Annotated in this window: 13 protein-coding genes; 1 reads left to right on the forward strand and 12 read right to left on the reverse strand. The window is 53.8% G+C overall.

The window, feature by feature from the left end; translation table 11 throughout:
* Nucleotides 1-114: 114 nt before the first annotated feature.
* The 7 genes from BLR64_RS18780 to BLR64_RS18810 all read right to left on the reverse strand — a co-directional run bounded on the left by BLR64_RS18780 (nt 115) and on the right by BLR64_RS18810 (nt 8,789).
* Nucleotides 115-1,686, reverse strand: a complete 1,572-nt coding sequence (locus BLR64_RS18780; RefSeq protein ID WP_090716444.1) for a glycoside hydrolase family 43 protein — start codon at nt 1,684-1,686, stop codon at nt 115-117.
* Nucleotides 1,687-1,801: 115 nt separating this feature from the next.
* The gene (locus tag BLR64_RS18785) at nt 1,802-2,704 is read right to left on the reverse strand and encodes a dienelactone hydrolase family protein (RefSeq protein WP_090716445.1); all 903 of its coding nucleotides are present in this window, start codon (nt 2,702-2,704) and stop codon (nt 1,802-1,804) included.
* 13 nt (nt 2,705-2,717) lie between these two features.
* Nucleotides 2,718-4,079: a glycoside hydrolase family 28 protein gene (locus BLR64_RS18790; protein ID WP_090716529.1), complete on the reverse strand. Its 1,362-nt coding sequence runs from the start codon at nt 4,077-4,079 to the stop codon at nt 2,718-2,720.
* Nucleotides 4,066-5,232, reverse strand: a complete 1,167-nt coding sequence (locus BLR64_RS18795) for a glycoside hydrolase family 88/105 protein (RefSeq protein ID WP_279615473.1) — start codon at nt 5,230-5,232, stop codon at nt 4,066-4,068. The genes BLR64_RS18790 and BLR64_RS18795 overlap by 14 nt, the downstream gene beginning before the upstream one ends.
* 42 nt (nt 5,233-5,274) lie before the next feature.
* Entirely contained in the window at nt 5,275-6,201 is a 927-nt protein-coding gene (locus BLR64_RS18800) for a pectinesterase family protein (RefSeq protein WP_244157764.1), read from the reverse strand.
* Nucleotides 6,202-6,289: 88 nt separating this feature from the next.
* Nucleotides 6,290-7,792: an extracellular solute-binding protein gene (locus BLR64_RS18805; RefSeq protein WP_090716447.1), complete on the reverse strand. Its 1,503-nt coding sequence runs from the start codon at nt 7,790-7,792 to the stop codon at nt 6,290-6,292.
* Nucleotides 7,793-7,829: 37 nt separating this feature from the next.
* Nucleotides 7,830-8,789, reverse strand: a complete 960-nt coding sequence (locus BLR64_RS18810; protein WP_279615474.1) for an ABC transporter permease — start codon at nt 8,787-8,789, stop codon at nt 7,830-7,832.
* 280 nt (nt 8,790-9,069) lie between these two features.
* Between BLR64_RS18810 and BLR64_RS18815 the strand changes: the two genes are divergently transcribed.
* Nucleotides 9,070-9,954 (forward strand): carbohydrate ABC transporter permease, encoded by an 885-nt coding sequence (locus BLR64_RS18815; protein WP_090716449.1) that lies wholly within the window; start codon nt 9,070-9,072, stop codon nt 9,952-9,954.
* A 118-nt stretch (nt 9,955-10,072) separates the two neighbouring features.
* Here the strand turns inward: BLR64_RS18815 and BLR64_RS18820 are convergent, their stop codons facing one another.
* The 5 genes from BLR64_RS18820 to BLR64_RS18840 form a co-directional block, all read right to left on the reverse strand.
* The gene (locus BLR64_RS18820) at nt 10,073-12,316 is read right to left on the reverse strand and encodes an AraC family transcriptional regulator (RefSeq protein WP_090716450.1); all 2,244 of its coding nucleotides are present in this window, start codon (nt 12,314-12,316) and stop codon (nt 10,073-10,075) included.
* 628 nt (nt 12,317-12,944) lie between these two features.
* Nucleotides 12,945-13,769: a PHP-associated domain-containing protein gene (locus tag BLR64_RS18825; protein WP_090716452.1), complete on the reverse strand. Its 825-nt coding sequence runs from the start codon at nt 13,767-13,769 to the stop codon at nt 12,945-12,947.
* A 42-nt stretch (nt 13,770-13,811) separates the two neighbouring features.
* Nucleotides 13,812-14,648, reverse strand: a complete 837-nt coding sequence (locus BLR64_RS18830) for an energy-coupling factor transporter transmembrane component T family protein (RefSeq protein ID WP_090716454.1) — start codon at nt 14,646-14,648, stop codon at nt 13,812-13,814.
* On the reverse strand, nt 14,632-16,443 hold the full coding sequence (locus BLR64_RS18835; RefSeq protein ID WP_090716456.1) for an ABC transporter ATP-binding protein: 1,812 nt from the start codon (nt 16,441-16,443) through the stop codon (nt 14,632-14,634). Before BLR64_RS18835 ends, BLR64_RS18830 begins: the two co-directional genes overlap by 17 nt.
* Nucleotides 16,436-17,320 carry a DUF8171 family membrane protein gene (locus BLR64_RS18840; protein ID WP_090716458.1) on the reverse strand — a complete coding sequence of 295 codons (885 nt, stop codon included), beginning with the start codon at nt 17,318-17,320 and terminating at the stop codon, nt 16,436-16,438. The genes BLR64_RS18835 and BLR64_RS18840 overlap by 8 nt, the downstream gene beginning before the upstream one ends.
* Nucleotides 17,321-17,383 lie beyond the last annotated feature (63 nt).

Raw genomic sequence — 17,383 nt, forward strand, 5'->3', positions numbered from 1 at the left:
TCTCAGATAATCACATTACTCCGCTCACCGGTAAAAAGCAAAAAAAAGGATGAGCGGCTGCGAGCCGTCCACCCTTCTGCTGTTACTCCTTCAGCCTATGCTGGCTGATTGCCCTTACAAATCCCTGCCCTCATAGCGGAAATATGAGAAATCCGCATAGCTGCCGCCAAACTGGTTCATGTCATGGGCAGCGATGCCCACAAAGTTACCGGTGAAGCCGCCGGAGAGGAAGCCGAGGTCTTGCGGTCCATAGAGGGCTGTCCACTCCTCCGTATCACTGTGGCGGTAAAAGAATTGTCCCGCAGCCCCTTCAACGGACACAGCCAGCTGTACCGGCGACTGGCCGTCAAAAGCAATCGTCTCGGGCTCATAGGTGAAGCTGTCCGCTTCGCATTTCATCAGCCGAAGTACGCTGCCCTGGCCCTGCTCATGCGAGATATATGCGTACAGATAATTGTCCTCGTTCAGATACAGCAGCAGGCCAGCCATCTGCAGATAGCTCTTCGGCTGATATTCCAGCGCCGTTTCCGCGCGGAAGCTTATATCACTCTGGCGTACCGCCAGAATATGATGCTTGAACAGGCTCTGTACAGATTCACCGGCAGTAAGCCGGAGATAACCGGGACGTGCTGTAAATGAACACCAGCTGTCGTCCGCCAGAATCCGCAGGGTGTTCCATCTCTTCTTCAGCTTCGGGCCGTCGAAGCGGTCCTCGAATACTGACCAGCGGCCAGCCCCGCTTACAGTCACGCCCTCTGGAGCAGGAAGCGTAAGCTGCGGCTCATTGCCGCCTGCGCTAAGGCGCAGCCAGCCTGCTTCATCCCAGTACACCTGCTGCAGCGCTGTCTCTCGGCCCAGTATGGCGTACTTGCCGTCCACCGGACGGGTGCAAAGATGGGCCATATACCACTCCCCGCCCGGCGTCTGCACCAGGCTGCCGTGTCCGGCACACTGCAAGGGCAGGTCCGGGTTGTTGCGCGAGGTGAGCATCGGGTTGAGCGGGTCTACCTCATAGGGGCCGGCCAGCTCCCGGGAACGGGCAACTGTAACGGCATGGCCGGAGCCTGTTCCCCCTTCGGCGGTAATGAGGTAGTAATAGCCGTTCTGCTTATAAATATGCGGCGCTTCCGTCTTCTTCAGCGGTGTACAGTCAAACAGCTTGGCCGGCTCGCCGGTCAGCCGCTGCGCAGCAGCGTCATACTCTTGAATCACAATGCCGCTGGATTTGTTGCCCTCCAGAATGCGGTAATCCCACAGGGCATTGAGCAGCCATTTCCGGCCGTCGCTGTCATGGAACAGGGAAGGATCGAAGCCGCTGCTGTTCAGGTAGACCGGCTCTGACCATGGACCTTCAATGGATGGCGCCGTCATCAGGTAGTTATGGCAGTCCTTGAACGGGCGTTTGGTGCTTTTGACATCCGTATACACCAGGTAGAACAGATTATCATGATAGCTCAGCTGCGGCGCCCAAATGCTGCAGTTCTTCGGATTCCCGCGCAGCTCAACCTGCGAGGTAAGAATATCGGTGCAGTGCTCCCACTCCGCGAGATTCCCGGATGTGTAAATCCGTACTCCCGGCAACCATTCAAACGAGGAAACAGCAATATAATAGGTTTCTCCGACACGCAGAATGCAAGGGTCCGGGTTAAAACCCGGCAGTATCGGATTACGGATGATTGCAGTCATAAGCCAGCTAACCCACCTTTCTAGTTTCTTGATTGCTATAGCCAAACTTTGCAGTCCCTTGCCTGGTTTATAACACCAGCCAATCATTTCCCTTAGAGGAGCCGCTAACCAAACCCTACAAATGCTCCGCCAAAAAAGCCTGCCAGGCCACCCGCATCTCCAGCGTCTCCATATGCCCGCCTGTTGCCGTGATGTTCTGCCAGTGCTCCGGTTTTCCCGCAGCCTCATAAGCTTCGGACAGGCCCTCATCCAGCAGCCTTACGCCCTCAGCCGGACACATCCGGTCACTGCGTCCGTTCAGGCTCATCCGCGCCCGCGGAACGATCCGCTGCTGGATCTCAAGCGTCGTGTAGTGCTTTAGCAGCCCCGGAACATAGGAGTAGAAGCCGTGATGATCCAGGCCTCTTTTGTCGATCAAAGTCTGAGCCTCCACCTGTCCGCAAATATCGACCGTTACCTTGACCCGCTCATCCAGCGCAGCCAGCCACCAGGCCATCAGCCCCCCCATCGACATGCCGATGGTGCCGATCCGCTCAGCGTCAATGTCCTCACGGCAGCACAGATAGTCCAGCGCCCGGCGGCTGTCGTAGAGCATCATGCCCCACAGGACTTTGCCCGTCCAGAGCATTTCCTTCACCAGCTCGCTCTCGGCCTTGCCGCCGCGCTCGTTGAAACCCCACATGTCTATGCAGCAGACGGCATAGCCCATGTCTGTCAGCGTCTTGGCGAAGGAAGGCGACTGCAGATAGGTGCTGCTGCTAAGCAGCTCCTTGCGGCCATTCGTGTAATTCCCGCCGTGCGAATGGTTGAACAATACCAGGGGGAACGGCCCGTCGCCTTCCAGTGGCTTAACGAGCGTTGCCGGCACCTTCTCTACCCCATTCAGCTCAAGCAGCAGCGATTCCATCCGGAAGCCGTCATGAATCTCCTGCTTCAGCAGCACCGCTTCAACCGGTCCCGGACCATGCTCCGGCAGATCGCCGAGCAGTGATTCCAAAGGAACTTTCTGATCACTCATCTCAAGCACCGTCCTATCCCTTCAAATTCAGATCAGCCCCTTCAAGCGTTACCCGCTCTTCCAGCTGCTCCGGCTTGCGTGTGTTCCGCGACTGGCAGCTAACCAGCTCGACCTCTTCCCCGTTCTCGATATAGAAGGCCGGTCCCTCATGATTCTCGACCGTCACCTGATGGAACTTCACATTCCGCACATTGCCGAGGTAGAACCCGCGGTTGTTCATATTCTCCATGCCTGTCATCATGTCCGGATGGCCCGGTACCGCATTCTCAGCCATGGAAATGTCAACATTGCTGAACGTTACTTCGGATACATACTGCTCAGCCAGCCCGTACAGGAATCCGGCAGCGGCATGAACATTGCGTGCAGTAATGTTGGCAAAATGAACCCGGCGGAAGCACGGCGTCTCTTCCGTAATGGGATAAGGATTTTTATCCCAGACATATTTCTCCTTGCCGCGCGGGCCGCAGAAGTAATAGAGATTCATCGTAAACGGACACAGCACATGGTCCATTACAATGTTGGAGATGCGGATATCTTCGACTGTTCCGCCCCGGCCGCGCCGCGACTTCATCCGGATCCCGCGGTCCGTCTCCTTGAAGATACAGTTGCTGATGACGACATTGCGGATATCCCCGCTCATCTCGCTGCCGAGCACGACAGCGCCGTGGCCGTGGGCCATGGTGCAGTTCGTGATCGTAATATTTTCACACGGAATCCGCTCTGCCGTATCCTCGGTTCCCGCCTTGATCGCAATGCAGTCGTCCCCGACATCAATGCTGCAGTTGCTGATCCGCACACCGTTACAGGACTCCGGATCGATCCCGTCCGTATTCGGGGAATCGGCCGGATTGATGATCGACACATTGTCCACAGTGACATTGCTGCACTCAATCGGATTAACTGTCCAGCTTGGCGAATTGAGCAGCGTAACGTCCTTGATCGTTACCCGGCTGCAGCGGTCAAAGCTGATCAGCTTCGGACGCGGATACGCCAGCTCGCCGCGGCGGTTACGGAACACATCCCACCATAGTCCCCCGTCGCCGTCAAGCGTTCCGCTGCCTGTGATGGAGATGTTGACCAGGTCGCTGCCGTAGATGCAGGAGGCATAGACCTGCTGCCGGACGCCTTCCCATCTGGATTCCACCACCGGGTAATCTGCCTGATCCGTACTGAAGGACAGCACGGCCCCGGGGCTTAGATGCAGCTCAATGTTGCTTTTCAAGATAATAGCTCCGCTCAGAAACCGCCCTGCCGGAACATATACAGTCCCGCCCCCGGCTTCACTTGCTGCTGCTATCGCTTCATGAATTGCAGAAGTTGCAAGGATTCCGCTATCCCGCTGTGCGCCGTAATCGGCAATATTATACACCTGCAGCATGGGAACCTCCTTGTCCGGACAGCCCGGAAACGCCGGAGCCTGCTCTTAATTGCTCATACTCCGCGCAAGCCTGCAGGAATGCCCCCAGCCCCTTCTGGTCGTTCGTAATAATCGGCTCGCTGATGTAATACGCATACGTTCCGTCACGTTTGTCCGCACCGCCGAGTCCGGCTACCTGGCAGTTTTTGTTCAGGTTGACCCGGCCTTCCTTGGTTACAAGCACAAATTCGGCAATCAGCCCGGCGTAAGCGCGGTCCAGCACCTCTGTCCAGCTGTTATCCAGAGCACCCAACCGGATTCCCTTGGCGATTGCAAATACGATCATGCTGGAAGCCGATGCTTCCAGATAGTTGCCTTTCCGTTCCCCCAGATCTACCACCTGGTACCACACGCCTGCTTCGGCATCCTGATAGTTCTTCAGCGCGTCAAGGGTATCCCGCAGAATACGCACCAGCTCAGCGTAATCAGCATGATCTTCCGGCAGCATTTCCAGCACATCGACCAGGGCCATCAGATACCAGCCCATCGAGCGGCCCCAGAAATTCTCGGACAGGCCGGTCTCCGGATTGCACCATGGCTGAACCTTCTTTTCGTCCCAGGCATGGAACAGCAGTCCGGTTACCGGGTCTTTGGTATGCTTTTCGCACAGGATAAACTGCTTCGTAACATCATCCAAATTTGCCCCTCCCTCAAAAGTCAGCAAATACTCCAGATAGAACGGTGACCCCATATACAGGCCGTCGAGCCAGATCTGGTACGGATAGATTTGTTTATGCCAGAATGCGCCCTCCGAGGTCCGGGGATGGGTCTGCAGCTGATCGCGCAGGTTAGCGGCCGCCAGCTTGTATTTTTCAAGTCCGGTCTCTGCATACAGCGTAAACAGCAGCTTGCCGTTATTGATATGATCAATGTTGTATTCATCCTTGCGGTAGCCGAGGATACTGCCGTCCTCCTGAATGAAATAGTCCATATTGTCTGCGATATAGTTGAAATATTTGCGTTCACCACTCTGCTTCCACAGCAGCTCATAGCCCTTCAGCACCACACCGTAATCATACGACCATTTGCCGTTGTAACCCTTATCCTCGTACAGTCTCGGCAGACGCTCCATCAGCGTATCCGCCGTCTTTACAACCCATTTCTCTCCCACTTTGCATCCTCCTCTTATTGTCAAAAAAAGTCCCTCTAACCTTCAGCGAATCCAGCCGATATCCCCGCCAAAAACGGCCTCGGGCGTAAAACGCTCCAGCTCGCTCTCATGCAGCTGCTTAGACCAGCCCACCCGCTTGTCCACATGTGCCCCCGGCCCCTCAGAACCGGCCTCGCCGTAATGCACGCTATGCCATACACTGGCCTTATCCCAGTCATTCCAGCCCTCACGGCGGATATGTGCGCCCAGCCAGCAATCGAGGAACACCGTCCGCGCATAGTCCCGCCACGGTCTTCCCAGGTATACAGTGCCCTCGGCCGCATCGCTGACCAGGCGGCATCTATGGAACACAAAGCCTGTCTGCTTATCTTCAGGAGTAGCGGCGGCAGTAATATAGCCGTTAATCTCCTTGCCAAGATTCAGGCTGACAATTTCGCATTCATGAAAATAAGCCGTTGCCGAGCCGAAAATAAAATCGATATCCCCGGCGATCCGGCAATGCTCAAAATAATTGCGCCCGCTCCGGTTCACCTTTTCTTCCTTCGGCTTGGCCAGATACAGCGTATCCTGGGCCGCAAGAAAGGTGCAGTTCCTGAATGACACCTTGTCGGCATCTACATAGAGCGCTACAGCCTGACCGACCTCACCGCTGCCGCCGGCTGTATTTTCAAAAATAACATTCTCAACCGTGATATTGTCACCGGTAATATAAGTACTGCATGAGGCGAAGGTGCCCATCGGCGTTCCTTCAATGCCCGGCTTGCGCGCATAATCGTCGTAAACGAGTCTGACCTCGCCTTTGCCGATAATCCGCAGATCCGGTTTATTGATGCGCAGCTTCTCATAATAAACCCCGGCTTCAATGTGCAGGACCGTTACGTCCCCGGCACCTTCCGGTATGCTGTCTACCGCAGCCTGAACAGAGCTGAAGTCGCCTCCGCCCGTCTTGCTGACCAGCATATGCTTCATCCTGTATCACCTCAAATCCCGTATATCCTGCACAACGAACCCACCCGGTGCGGGTGGGCTCGCCAAACTTGACGCAGGTCTTAAAGTCTTACTTCTGAGTCAGCTTGTAAGCTGCTTCATACTCTTCAGTAATCTTGGTTCCGCCGGAATCCTTCCAGGTCTGAACCGCTTTTTTGAAGTCATCCTCAGTCGCCTGTCCCATAATGTACTTGAAAGTGGCATCGGTAATGATCTTCGCAAGCTCTGTACCCTGCTCGTTGTTGGTTGCGGAATCAAGCGGCACAGTCGGGTCAAACACGGCATATTGGTCATTTTCACGAATCAGTTCGTTGGCCAGCTGCTTCTCCGGATTGGCATCCTTCAGCGTATAAGAGATTTCGCTTGGTCTGCTGGAGGAGAAAGGCTGTACATCTGCCTGCCAGAGCTCGGTATTAAGGACTTTATAAGCGCCGTTTTCATCAAATTCATAGTGTGTGCCTTCAATACCGCCGGTCATCAGCATGAATGCTTCTTCATCGATCAGGTCATTGATGAACTGCAGCAGTCTCTTGAGCTCGGCTTCGGTTTTGACCTCGGATTTCGGGAATGCCATCAGACCGCCCACGCCGCTGCCTTCGGACCAGATGTGATACTCGCCGTCACCGTTGGAGATTTTGTTCACCGGCACGAGTTCAAGACCTTCCTGCAGATCCTGGGCCAGTGTTCTCAGACTGGAGATGTCGACCATACCGGTGTAAATCCCGGTTTTACCCTGGGCGAACTGCTGCTGCTGGTCGGTTTTGGCTGTAACAGCAAAGTCCTGGGCCAAGTATCCGTTTTCATAAAGCTTCTTGGAGAAGTTCAAGGTATCCATATATTCCTGTGTATCAAATTCCGGCGTGAACTTGCCGCTCTCATCCACTTTCCAGCCATTTGGTGTGCCGAAGTAGGAGCTCAGTGTTTTGAAGCTGCTGTAGCGCAGATCGTTACGGTCACCGAAGCCCGTTGTATCGTCAACACCGTTGCCGTCCGGATCATCCTCGGTAAAAGCTCTCGCTACCTCATACACTTCATCCAGCGTAGTCGGAACCGGCAGGCCCAGCTTATCCAGCCAGTCCTTGCGCATGATCAGACCGGAGCGGGCCAGATTCTTCTGGAACGGTACGCCGTACAATACGCCTTCGATGGATGCCGCTGCACGGACTTCCGGAGCGATTTTGGCCAGATTGTCGTAATCATCAAGGTAAGGGCCAACATCCCAGAACAGCCCGGATTTCAGCGAGCTCCGCACCGAGGAGTTGGTCATCATGGTCAAAGTTACGATATCAGCCAGTTCACCGGAGGCCAGAGCCGTTGTGATCCGTTCCTCCTTGGAGGCGTCAGGCACCCAGTTGAAGGTGATTTTGGTGTTGGTGTATTCCTCAAGCAGCTTCTTGATTGTATCGGTCGGCGGAGAGGCCGTGTGCAGAATGTTCAGCCAGGTTAATTCCAGCGGTGTATTCTCATCAGCTACGGCAGCGTTTTTCTCTGCTTCTTTATCTCCTCCGCACGCCGACAGTAAGGTGGAAAGCACGGTAACGCAGGCAAGCATACTGACCCATCTTTTTTTCATAATTCTTCTCCTTTAAAGTAGATTAATTGGCACTGCCTTAGTAAACGCCGTCTTCGCCCATTTTTTTGGCCAGCTTGTTGGAGGCCATTACGAGAATCAGACCGACTACGCCTTTGAACAAGCCTACCGTGGTACTGAAGCTGAGCTGGCCGTTCTTCAAGCCCGCCGTATAGATGTAGGTGTCAAAAATTTCGGCCACTTCGCGGTTGAGCGAGTTGAGCAGCAGATACATATGTTCAAAGCCAAGATCCAGCGTGCTGCCGATTTTGAGAATCAGCAGGGTGATAATGACTGGACGGATGGCCGGCAGTGTCACATGCCAGGTTTTGCGCAGACGGGCAGCGCCGTCCATTTCCGCAGCTTCATACAGCTGAGGGTCTACTACAGTAATAGCGGCCAGATAGATGATCGTGGACCAGCCGAGCTCTTTCCAGATGATCTGGCCGATATAGATCGTACGCAGCCATTCCGGCGAGGTCAGGAAGCTGATTTTTTTGAAGCCCATGCTTGCGATCATTTCATTGATGACCCCGCCGTCTACAGTCAGGAATACATAGGTAATGGAGACAATGATAACCCATGACATGAAGTGGGGGATGTACACAATGGTCTGAATCCAGTTTTTAAGATGACGATTCTTAAGTTCATTTAACATTAAAGCGACGATAATCGGCAACGGAAAGAAAATCACGATATTTAGCGCGAACAGGATGAGCGTGTTGCGCAGCAGCATCATAAAGGTTGGCTCCGTGAATAGCCGGATGAAATGCTTGAACCCTACCCATTCGCTGCCCGTGATTCCGAGGAACGGCTGATAGTTCTGAAACGCGATCACAAGCCCGCCCATTGGCAGATACTTAAATATGATGAAGTACACCAGTCCGGGCAGGATCATCAGATATAAGAGCTTGTATTTCTTTACTGCGGTCAGGAACGCGCTGCCTTTCCTCTTTTCCAGATTCAGATTTGATGGTGCGGTGATGCTTGAAACTTTCACTTGTCAGCCTCCTTTGGTCATTCGGGGATTACGCTCCCTAGACTAAAGAATTTCCGACATTACGTATATAATCATTATGTGACTGCGTGGTCCAAACCCTTATGGCTGCGGCGTTTAGGCCCTTTTGACCTCCTGTAATGATTACAGGGTAAGATAATGATTATAGGCTGGCCAAGGCGCTTATGCCGGCGGTAGACCCAACACCTCATGCCCGGATTATATACGTAATTTGTCCCTCTTGTTACAGTTGAAAGGTAACCGAATACGAGGAGGATATGAAATGAACCACAGCTCACGAAGAAAAGAATCACTCGGCGGACAGATCTTCACGGTCGTAAATGCCGGTATCCTGATTCTGATCGCACTAGCTTGTCTGTTACCTTTTGTAAACATTATCGCCAGCTCATTCGCGACCACCCAGGAAGTGATTGCCAAGAAATTCATTCTGTTCCCGACCACCTTTTCACTGGATGCATACCGCTACATTCTGTCCACACCGACGATCTTCAAAGGTCTCGCAGTATCCGTAGGTGTCACTATTGTCGGTACTATTGTAAGCATGATTCTGACAGCACTGATGGCCTACGGCCTGTCCCGCAAATATCTGCCGCTCAGAAACACCATTAACTTTATCGTCGTGTTCTCCATGCTGTTCAGCGGGGGCATGATCCCAACCTTTCTGGTTGTAAAATCGGTCGGCCTCATCAATTCCTACTGGTCCCTGGTGTTCCCGGTGGCGATCAACGCCTTCAATATGATCATCATGCGCAACTTCTTCCAGGCGCTGCCGGACAGCCTTGAGGAGTCAGCCAAGATTGACGGAAGCAATGACTTCGGGATTTTCCTGAAAATCATGCTTCCGCTGGCCCTCCCGTCCATCGCCACCATATCGTTGTTCTACGCTGTTGCTTACTGGAACACTTACATGAATGCCATTCTCTACATCAATGATTCGGTAAAATGGCCGATTCAGGTCCTGCTGCGCCAGATCGTTATCGTCTCCAGCGGGATGCAGGCTGAGGGCACCTCGGTTGATATTATCCCGCCTGCCCAGACGATCAAAATGGCGGTTATCGTAGTCGCTACGGTTCCGATGCTGATCGCTTACCCGTTCGTGCAGAAGCATTTTACCAAGGGTGCCTTGATGGGGGCTGTGAAGGGTTAATTGTATACTAGTAAAAAGAAACGGTAACGCCTTTAAGGGCGATACCGTTTTTTTGTACCTGATCCTACTAAAACTGTTATGCTGATTATTGCTGTGACTTTAAGATTATGCCCTTATGCTATGCACCCTGCTGCAGCTTGCGGTATGTGCCCGGTGTAACCTGCTCCTTCTTGCGGAAGGAACGGATAAAGTTCTGCGGATTATGGTACTGCAGCCGCTCGGCGATCTCACGGATGGTCATGTCAGTCTCCGACAGCCATTTCTTGGCCATCTCCAGCCGGTAATTCATCAGATACTCACTGAATGAGGTACCGTATTCCTTTTTAAAAATACTGCTGAGATAATTCGGATTGTAATGCAGCCGTTCGCCGATGCCCTCCAGCGTCAGCTCCTGGTCGAACTCGGAATGGACAATAGCGGTAATCTTGTCGGACAGGCAGCGGAACTGCTTGCTCGTCTTCTCCTTCATGGCCGTGGTCATCGGGTAGATGACCTCCTGCACCAGCAGGTGTTCAATCTCTTCGGGATTACGGATGTCCAGCACCCGGTGATACAGCTTATTGTTATCCTGGGTCAGCAGAACCTGAATGCCTAGATGCTGCTCCAGCTGAATCAGATTGTTCACCAGCCGCACCAGCATAACCTCAAAATTCAGTGTGCTCTTGTTCTTGCCGATCAGCTGGGCCAGAAACGGATAGAGGGCTTCTGTTACCTGCTCCCTGTCCCCCAGCCGGATGCCGTTGAACAGCTGCGACTCCAGCTCCGCCGGATAATGAAGCAGAACCGGACCGGAGACAACCTTATAAATATCCTCATAAAAGATAATCGATTCCTTGCCGAGATTCAGCCGCTGGTGCAGCGCCTGCTTGCCCATCTCGCAGGCCTCCTTGCTCTCCAGCAGATCACTGTAGCACATGCTGAATCCGATACTGATCGGAACCTTCAGATAATTGCGCACTGCCCTCAGCAGCTCTGTTGCATATTCCAGCAGCTCCTTGTTCAGCTCCTGGTCGCTCAGCTCAGGCAAAGACAGTATGGTCGCCTGGGTATCATCATTGAGGATAATCGGCAGCATCCGCTGCGTCTTCGGTATAATCTCCTCTACCATCTTGTTGATGGCCAGCAGCAGCACGTCCTTGTTCGAGGCCCCCTGTTCGCCCAGGCTGTCCAGCTGAATCAGCATCGTAATATATTTACGGGCTCCGTTAGGCGGATAGCCGAAGCGCTGCAGATTCTTCTCCAGCTCCTCGGCTGTGACGCGGCTGCGGAACAGGTTGAGGATGAGCTGGGTCTCCAGCTGCGGCATCTCCGCTTCAATCAGACTGGCCAGCGATTCTTTCTCTGAAAGGATCGTATCAATAGACTGGATAATGTATTCGAACTCGTTTTTGGTGTTCACCGGCGGGACCACAGCTAAACTGCGCTTGATCCGCTGAATGGGTTTTGTAAAATAAGTAGCGACAATATAAGCGACAACCAGAATCAGCAAGATGCTCAGCAGACCGAGGGCGTACAGGCCGAATTTGGTCATTTTGAGGGTACCGGCGATTTCATCCTGATCCAGCTCCGTCAGGTAAATCCAATTATTATAAGAGGACTTGGAATACAGCAGCTGGAGCGGCTGGTGTCCGCCCGTCTCCATTTCAGTCTTGCCGTTCTCCTCACCTGCAGTAACGATGCCGCTGAGCTCCTCCAGCTGCTCCAGTGTCAGGCTTGTCTCCTTCTGTCCGGAATCGTACAGCAGCTCACCGGATTTATTCAGAATGTACACCTGGGCCTTCTCGTCCGTCTTAATGATGGAATCCAGCGTGTACCGGGAAATGTCGGATAAGGCGATGGCCTGCTTTTTGCTGGAGAACACAGGCAGTGTATTCACGAACCTTATGCCCTTATCCGTCTTGACCCAAAATAAACTCTGATTCTGGTTGTCGATATACTGCTCACGCAGCTGCTCCACATCTGCTTCACTCAGGCTGGTCAGCCGCTCATTCATGATCTGCCAGTTCTGCTCCAGACTGATCAGCGAATATTCCGTACCCTCCGCCGTCATGGAGGCAATATAGTTCAGCTGCGAATTGACACTGCGGTAAGCCTCAAAGTCCTTGATCGTAATCGGATTCGTAACCAGCTCCTGAAAAGAGCTCGTCGTGCTGAACGTATTGAACGCATATTCAATGCTCTGGATTTTGTGCTCCAGATTGTTCTTGATCTGCTCGATATAGCTCTGCTTGCTGCTGGAGAACTGCCCGACCACCGACCGGATCGTACTGATATAAATATAGCTGCCGAAGCTGGCAACCAGTCCCACCCCGAGGATCAGAATGGGAATGAAAATCCCGTAGAACATTCTCCCTTTTTTCATTGCGCTGCCCCTTTTATTTCTGCTCATTAATATTTATTATAGCGCTTTCAAAAAGGGGTTTCCATGATTTTTTTAACGTGTGCAGCAGGTTTTTCCGCTTTTCTGCCAAGCTTGGCCTGTGATTGAGCACGTTAACAATCGGGAGGATTGGTTAATGTTCATGGCTAAGGAACTATATATGATATGAATAAAATAAAAAGCGCTCATGCAGCAGATTTATGCTCTGTAGCACATAGCTTCATTGGGATACAAGGACTTTCACCAGGGATGGGGCTGTCATGACAGCAAATCGGCAAGATCGTTGTTAACGTGTTCAACGTTAAATACTCATTATAAATTTCATCCATTTAATCCAATTTATCCAGTATATGAATTTGGAGGCAGAGGTTATTTTACGCAGAGTGAAAGTTAGGTGAGGTTAGAGTGTGTGGGAATATGATGAATTGTTGATGTACCATACGCTTAAAAAGAAACGAGCCTTACGTGGAGGAATGCTTCATATAACTGCATTTCGTGCAACAAAAAAGCCGGTTTTCCCCCGAATCATCCACATAACTGCTCCAGGATTTCGCCAGCTTTAGCTGCACAAAGTGCAGCTAAAGTACGTATGGCGACAAGTGTATGAACGTCAGACTGTTTCATGCTGAAACGATGCATTATCAAAAAAAGACTCTGCCGCTGCTTCATCCCTCGAAGGAGCCTCTCCGGCCATCTGCTTGAGCAGCTTCTTCATCATGACCGAGCCTTTGACCTTCGTGGTCAGGCACGGAGACACTTCAATGGTATATCTGCCCTGCTGTATAGCTGTCTTAAGCTCCGCAACGGTTGAGCAGTCCTGCTCCAGCCGGTTCACGACGCTGCCGTACTGCAGGCATTGATGGCTGTCGCTGCCGGCAATGACCGGGATACCTAAGCGCGCCGCAAACGGTTCAATCAGTGCCCGGTACGGCTGCTCGCCCTGCATGTAAATATCCTTGGCATTAAAGTCAAAAGCGTCCAGCCGTGTCAGCAGCTGCGGGTCCAGATGATGCAGCGGCGTTGAGGTACGGAACGGGTGGGCACCGATTTTCCATAAACCGTGTGCGTCGGCCAAATCCAGCAGCTGGCGAAACGGGATAAAGGAGTTTTCAAGTGTATTGCCTTCAAGGGCGCAGCGTGCTTCCAGAATGTCCTCTTTTAGTCCGATCAGCAGGATATGGCCGGTCTCGGCAATATCGACCTCCATGCCCGGAAAAATCCGCAGGCCGTCAGCCTCGTAATAATGTCCGTTGTACGGGTACATCCGGTCCAGCGTCTCGTACATCCCGAAGAAATTGGAGGTGTTGAAGTGCTCTGTCAGTGCCAGCGCCTGCAGGCCGTTCGCCAGCGCCTCCGTGACCATTTCACGGAAGTATTCTTCCGAGAAAGCGGATTTCTTCGATAGCTTGCCGTGGGTATGCAGATCTATTTTCATATAGGGATGACACTCCTTAGTTTTCTGGGTTAATAGAGCAGATTAATATAGCAGATTGGGAAAAGAAGCTCCCAGCGGGAACAGCAGGCTGATATATACAGCGGAGAAGGCAACAAACAGCCAGTCCCTGCGCTGCATGGCCAGATAGGACAGACGCAGCTTTTTGACCTTGGGGTTATTGACGGCATAGGTGTAGCCTCTGGTCTCCAGCGCTTCAACCGTGGTGCGTGAACGCTTGGCTGTGTTCAGCATCAGCGGATAGAAGACCAGCACGAGAATCCGCAGGTAATACGCGGCGGTTCGCAGGTAGAGAAACCCGTGCTTCGCCGGCCGCTGCCCCCTGAGCCTGAACGAGAGCAGAATCTGGTGGAACTCCTCCAGCAGCGTCGGCAGAATACGGTAGCCATACGACAGGCTAAAGGCAAAGGCATCCGGAACGCCGAGAGCAGATAATCCGTCACTCAGGCGCTCAGGGTCAAGGCTGGAAAAAACCGTGATGCTTGCCAGTGAAATGACCGACAGCTTTAGCGTCAGGGTCAGCATCGGCAGCAGCGATTCGGCGCCTCCGCCGAAGAACAGCGACAGCAGGAACATCCAGCCGATCTGGCTGACCAAACCGAGACATAGGATAAATACAATATACGGACTGACCTTGGACAATACCGTCGTAACTACCATAAAGATAAACATTCCGAGCAGGATGGTGCGGTTATAAACGAACCACGGCGTAATAGCAAAGAATAAGTACCAGATCAGCAGCATCCGCGGGTCAAGCCTGCCCAGAAACGTGCTGCTGCTGTTATACGCGGTGCCGAGCAGCTCCAGCTTGATGTGCTCAACAGAGATTTTGCCCAGCGCCCGTTTAACGGCTTCCACCATGTACAAGCTCCCCCTTTCTCCCTCCCGCCGCAGCAGTGAATTCTTTCAGGCTGCTGCAGATTTGCGGCAGGTTCAGCAGCCGGCTCATTTCCATGAGCTGGGTTTCGGCCAGCCCGGCGCGCCGCAGCAGCTGCCCGTCTGAAAATATAGCCTCCTTATCGCCGTCGGCTATAATCCGGCCTTCGCTCATCACGATGATCCGGCTGGCCCACTCGGCCACTAGGGCCATGTCATGCGTAGCGATGACAACCGTCTCGACATGACCGCGCAGCGCCTCAAGCACCCGGGTCATCTCCTGCTTGGTCGAAATATCGAGATTGGCAGTCGGCTCATCCAGCAGCATGACTGCCGGACGGACGGCTGCGCCAATCGCCAGCGACACCCGGCGCTGCTGCCCGCCGCTGAGCAGCCGGGCATCCCGCTCGGCCAGCTCCTGCAGGCGGAAGGCCTGCAGCATCTCTTCCACTCTTGCGTCCATATCTGCGAGCTTTCTCGCTTTCAGATAATAAGCGATCTCCCCGCGCACCGAATCGTCGATGAACATATCCTCGGGGTTCTGGAACACATAGGACACGATGTCCGACAGCCGCTCCGGCGGCAATCCGTTCACGGTAATATCCTTGACCTGAACTGTACCGCCGGTCGGAACAGTGATGCCGGCAATCAGCTTCATCAGCGATGATTTGCCCGCTCCATTGTTGCCGATCAGCGCTACGCGCTCTCCGGCGTACAGCTCCAGATTAACGCCGCTGAGCACCGGCTGAAGCGTCTTGTGTATCGTCCGGTATGAGAGCCGGATCTGCTCCATGCGGACGATCGGCTCTGCAGCGGATAAATTGACCGCGGCTTCCGTTGCCGCACGGGCTGCGGCGCCTGTCGGAACCGCCGGAGCACCATCTGAAGAAGCGGCAGCGAAAGACCAGGCATTAGCAGGATCAGCGGCATTCACAGCAGCTGTCCGCCGCCCAAACCATGCCCGCCCCTCCTCACAGCTGAGCGGATAATTCCCCGCCGCCTGCCGGTCCGGCTGGAGCAGCCAGGCCGCCCGGGTGACATCGGGCGGATAGATCCCTAAGGCCAGCAGCTCCTCCACCGAGGTGAGCGCTTCACGGACCGGCTTCTGCCAGCGCAGCCGCCCGCCGTCCATCAGCACCACCGACCGGCAGTACTCCGCAATGAACTCTGCGTGATGCTCAATCACCACAATCGTCTTGCCGTGGTGCTCATTCAGCCGGCGCAGGATCTCATAGATCTGCCGTGCATGCTGCGGATCGAGCTGGGCCACTGGCTCGTCGATGACCAGGATGTCCGGGTCCATTGCAAGGGCCCCGGCAAGGGCCAGCAGATGCTTTTGCCCGCCGCTGAGCTGCCAGATGAATTCGCGGCTCAGACCGCTGAGGCCCGTAAGCTCCAGCGCACGTTGCCCCCGCTCCCGGTAATCGGCCAGCCCGTAATTCAGCGGTGTGAAGCATACATCATCAAGCACCGTCGGCCGGACCAGCTGATTCTCGAAATCCTGATACACATAGCCGATATGCCGGGACAGCTCGCTGACCCGCTTTCCTTCTGCAGATTCACCCAGCAGCTTAAGCTCCCCCTCAAAGTCTCCCGTATAATAATGCGGAATCAGTCCGTTGAAGCATTTGCACAGTGTCGATTTGCCCGAGCCGTTGCTGCCGATGACCGCCACGAAATCCCCCTGCTGCAGGGTGAACGAAACCTCCTGCAGCACCGGCTGTTCCGCACCGGGATAGGTGAATGACACATTACTTAGTTCCAGCAGCGGCTTATCCATCCAGCTGCCCCGCTTCCTGCCGCCTGCGCGAAGCCTTCCGCAGGACTACCGCAATTACAGCTGCTGCAACCACAGCGGCAGCCAGCATGCTGATCCAGATCAGCAGCCCTTCATGCGACTCTGCCCCCGGCAGCTCGAATTCGCCGATGCTCCAGCCTGACTCGGACAGCAGCTCTGCCCCCATCGCAATCAGGGCCAGCAGAACGGCGCCGCCCAGCAGCTTCGGCGACAGCCACGATTTGCTCCCGGAAGCATACTGCATATTCCGTTCGCGAGGCTTCATGCCGAGCAGTGGTTCGATTTTACCGTACAGACGGGGTACCAGATACATCGTCGGCAGCAGCGCGAACAAAATGCCCGAGAACAGCACATCATTCAGAAAACCGACACCTTCGATGATGACGATACTTTCCGCCAGCCCCTGCACCGCCTCAAGCTCCTCCACACCGACCCACACCTTGGCAATGTCGATAACCGAGCTGCAGAACTGGTGAATCGCCACCCCGCTGATCGCCGCGATGCCGACCTGCCTGCGGTTTTTGGGATCGGACACCATCCGGCCGGCGATATACATCGCGAGTGAGAATGTAATGAACTTTTCCAGCTCACCGAGCCCGCCGAACTGCCCCAGCATCAGCTCACCGAAGATCACCTCGCCAACCGCAGCCCCTACCGCCGCATACAGTGGATGAAACAGCATACACAGCGTCAGCGGAATGAAGGCGAAATACTCAACCGACAGCTCAATCGGCCCCAGCTGGACACTTGGAATCAGCTCCGTGAACATGTTCGACAACCCGTAGAGCGACATGGACAGCACGAAGATCATCATTTTCTGGGATTGGGTCAGCGTGTAGCGCGTTTTTAACGTACTCATTTCGTAATGGCCCCCTTCAAGAATTTAACTTAAGTATAGAAAGAGCGTGTCAGCACAGCTTTT

This window comes from Paenibacillus typhae (assembly GCF_900099765.1).
GTDB lineage: Bacteria > Bacillota > Bacilli > Paenibacillales > Paenibacillaceae > Paenibacillus_AQ > Paenibacillus_AQ typhae.

What these genes read in the sequence shown, in the direction of transcription:
- BLR64_RS18780 (WP_090716444.1), bottom strand. Translation starts at nt 1,686, where the DNA reads ATGACTGCAATCATCCGTAATCCGATACTGCCGGGTTTTAACCCGGAC.
- BLR64_RS18785 (WP_090716445.1), bottom strand. Translation starts at nt 2,704, where the DNA reads ATGAGTGATCAGAAAGTTCCTTTGGAATCACTGCTCGGCGATCTGCCG.
- BLR64_RS18800 (WP_244157764.1), bottom strand. Translation starts at nt 6,201, where the DNA reads ATGAAGCATATGCTGGTCAGCAAGACGGGCGGAGGCGACTTCAGCTCT.
- BLR64_RS18805 (WP_090716447.1), bottom strand. Translation starts at nt 7,792, where the DNA reads ATGAAAAAAAGATGGGTCAGTATGCTTGCCTGCGTTACCGTGCTTTCC.
- BLR64_RS18815 (WP_090716449.1), top strand. Translation starts at nt 9,070, where the DNA reads ATGAACCACAGCTCACGAAGAAAAGAATCACTCGGCGGACAGATCTTC.
- BLR64_RS18820 (WP_090716450.1), bottom strand. Translation starts at nt 12,316, where the DNA reads ATGAAAAAAGGGAGAATGTTCTACGGGATTTTCATTCCCATTCTGATC.
- BLR64_RS18825 (WP_090716452.1), bottom strand. Translation starts at nt 13,769, where the DNA reads ATGAAAATAGATCTGCATACCCACGGCAAGCTATCGAAGAAATCCGCT.
- BLR64_RS18830 (WP_090716454.1), bottom strand. Translation starts at nt 14,648, where the DNA reads ATGGTGGAAGCCGTTAAACGGGCGCTGGGCAAAATCTCTGTTGAGCAC.
- BLR64_RS18835 (WP_090716456.1), bottom strand. Translation starts at nt 16,443, where the DNA reads ATGGATAAGCCGCTGCTGGAACTAAGTAATGTGTCATTCACCTATCCC.
- BLR64_RS18840 (WP_090716458.1), bottom strand. Translation starts at nt 17,320, where the DNA reads ATGAGTACGTTAAAAACGCGCTACACGCTGACCCAATCCCAGAAAATG.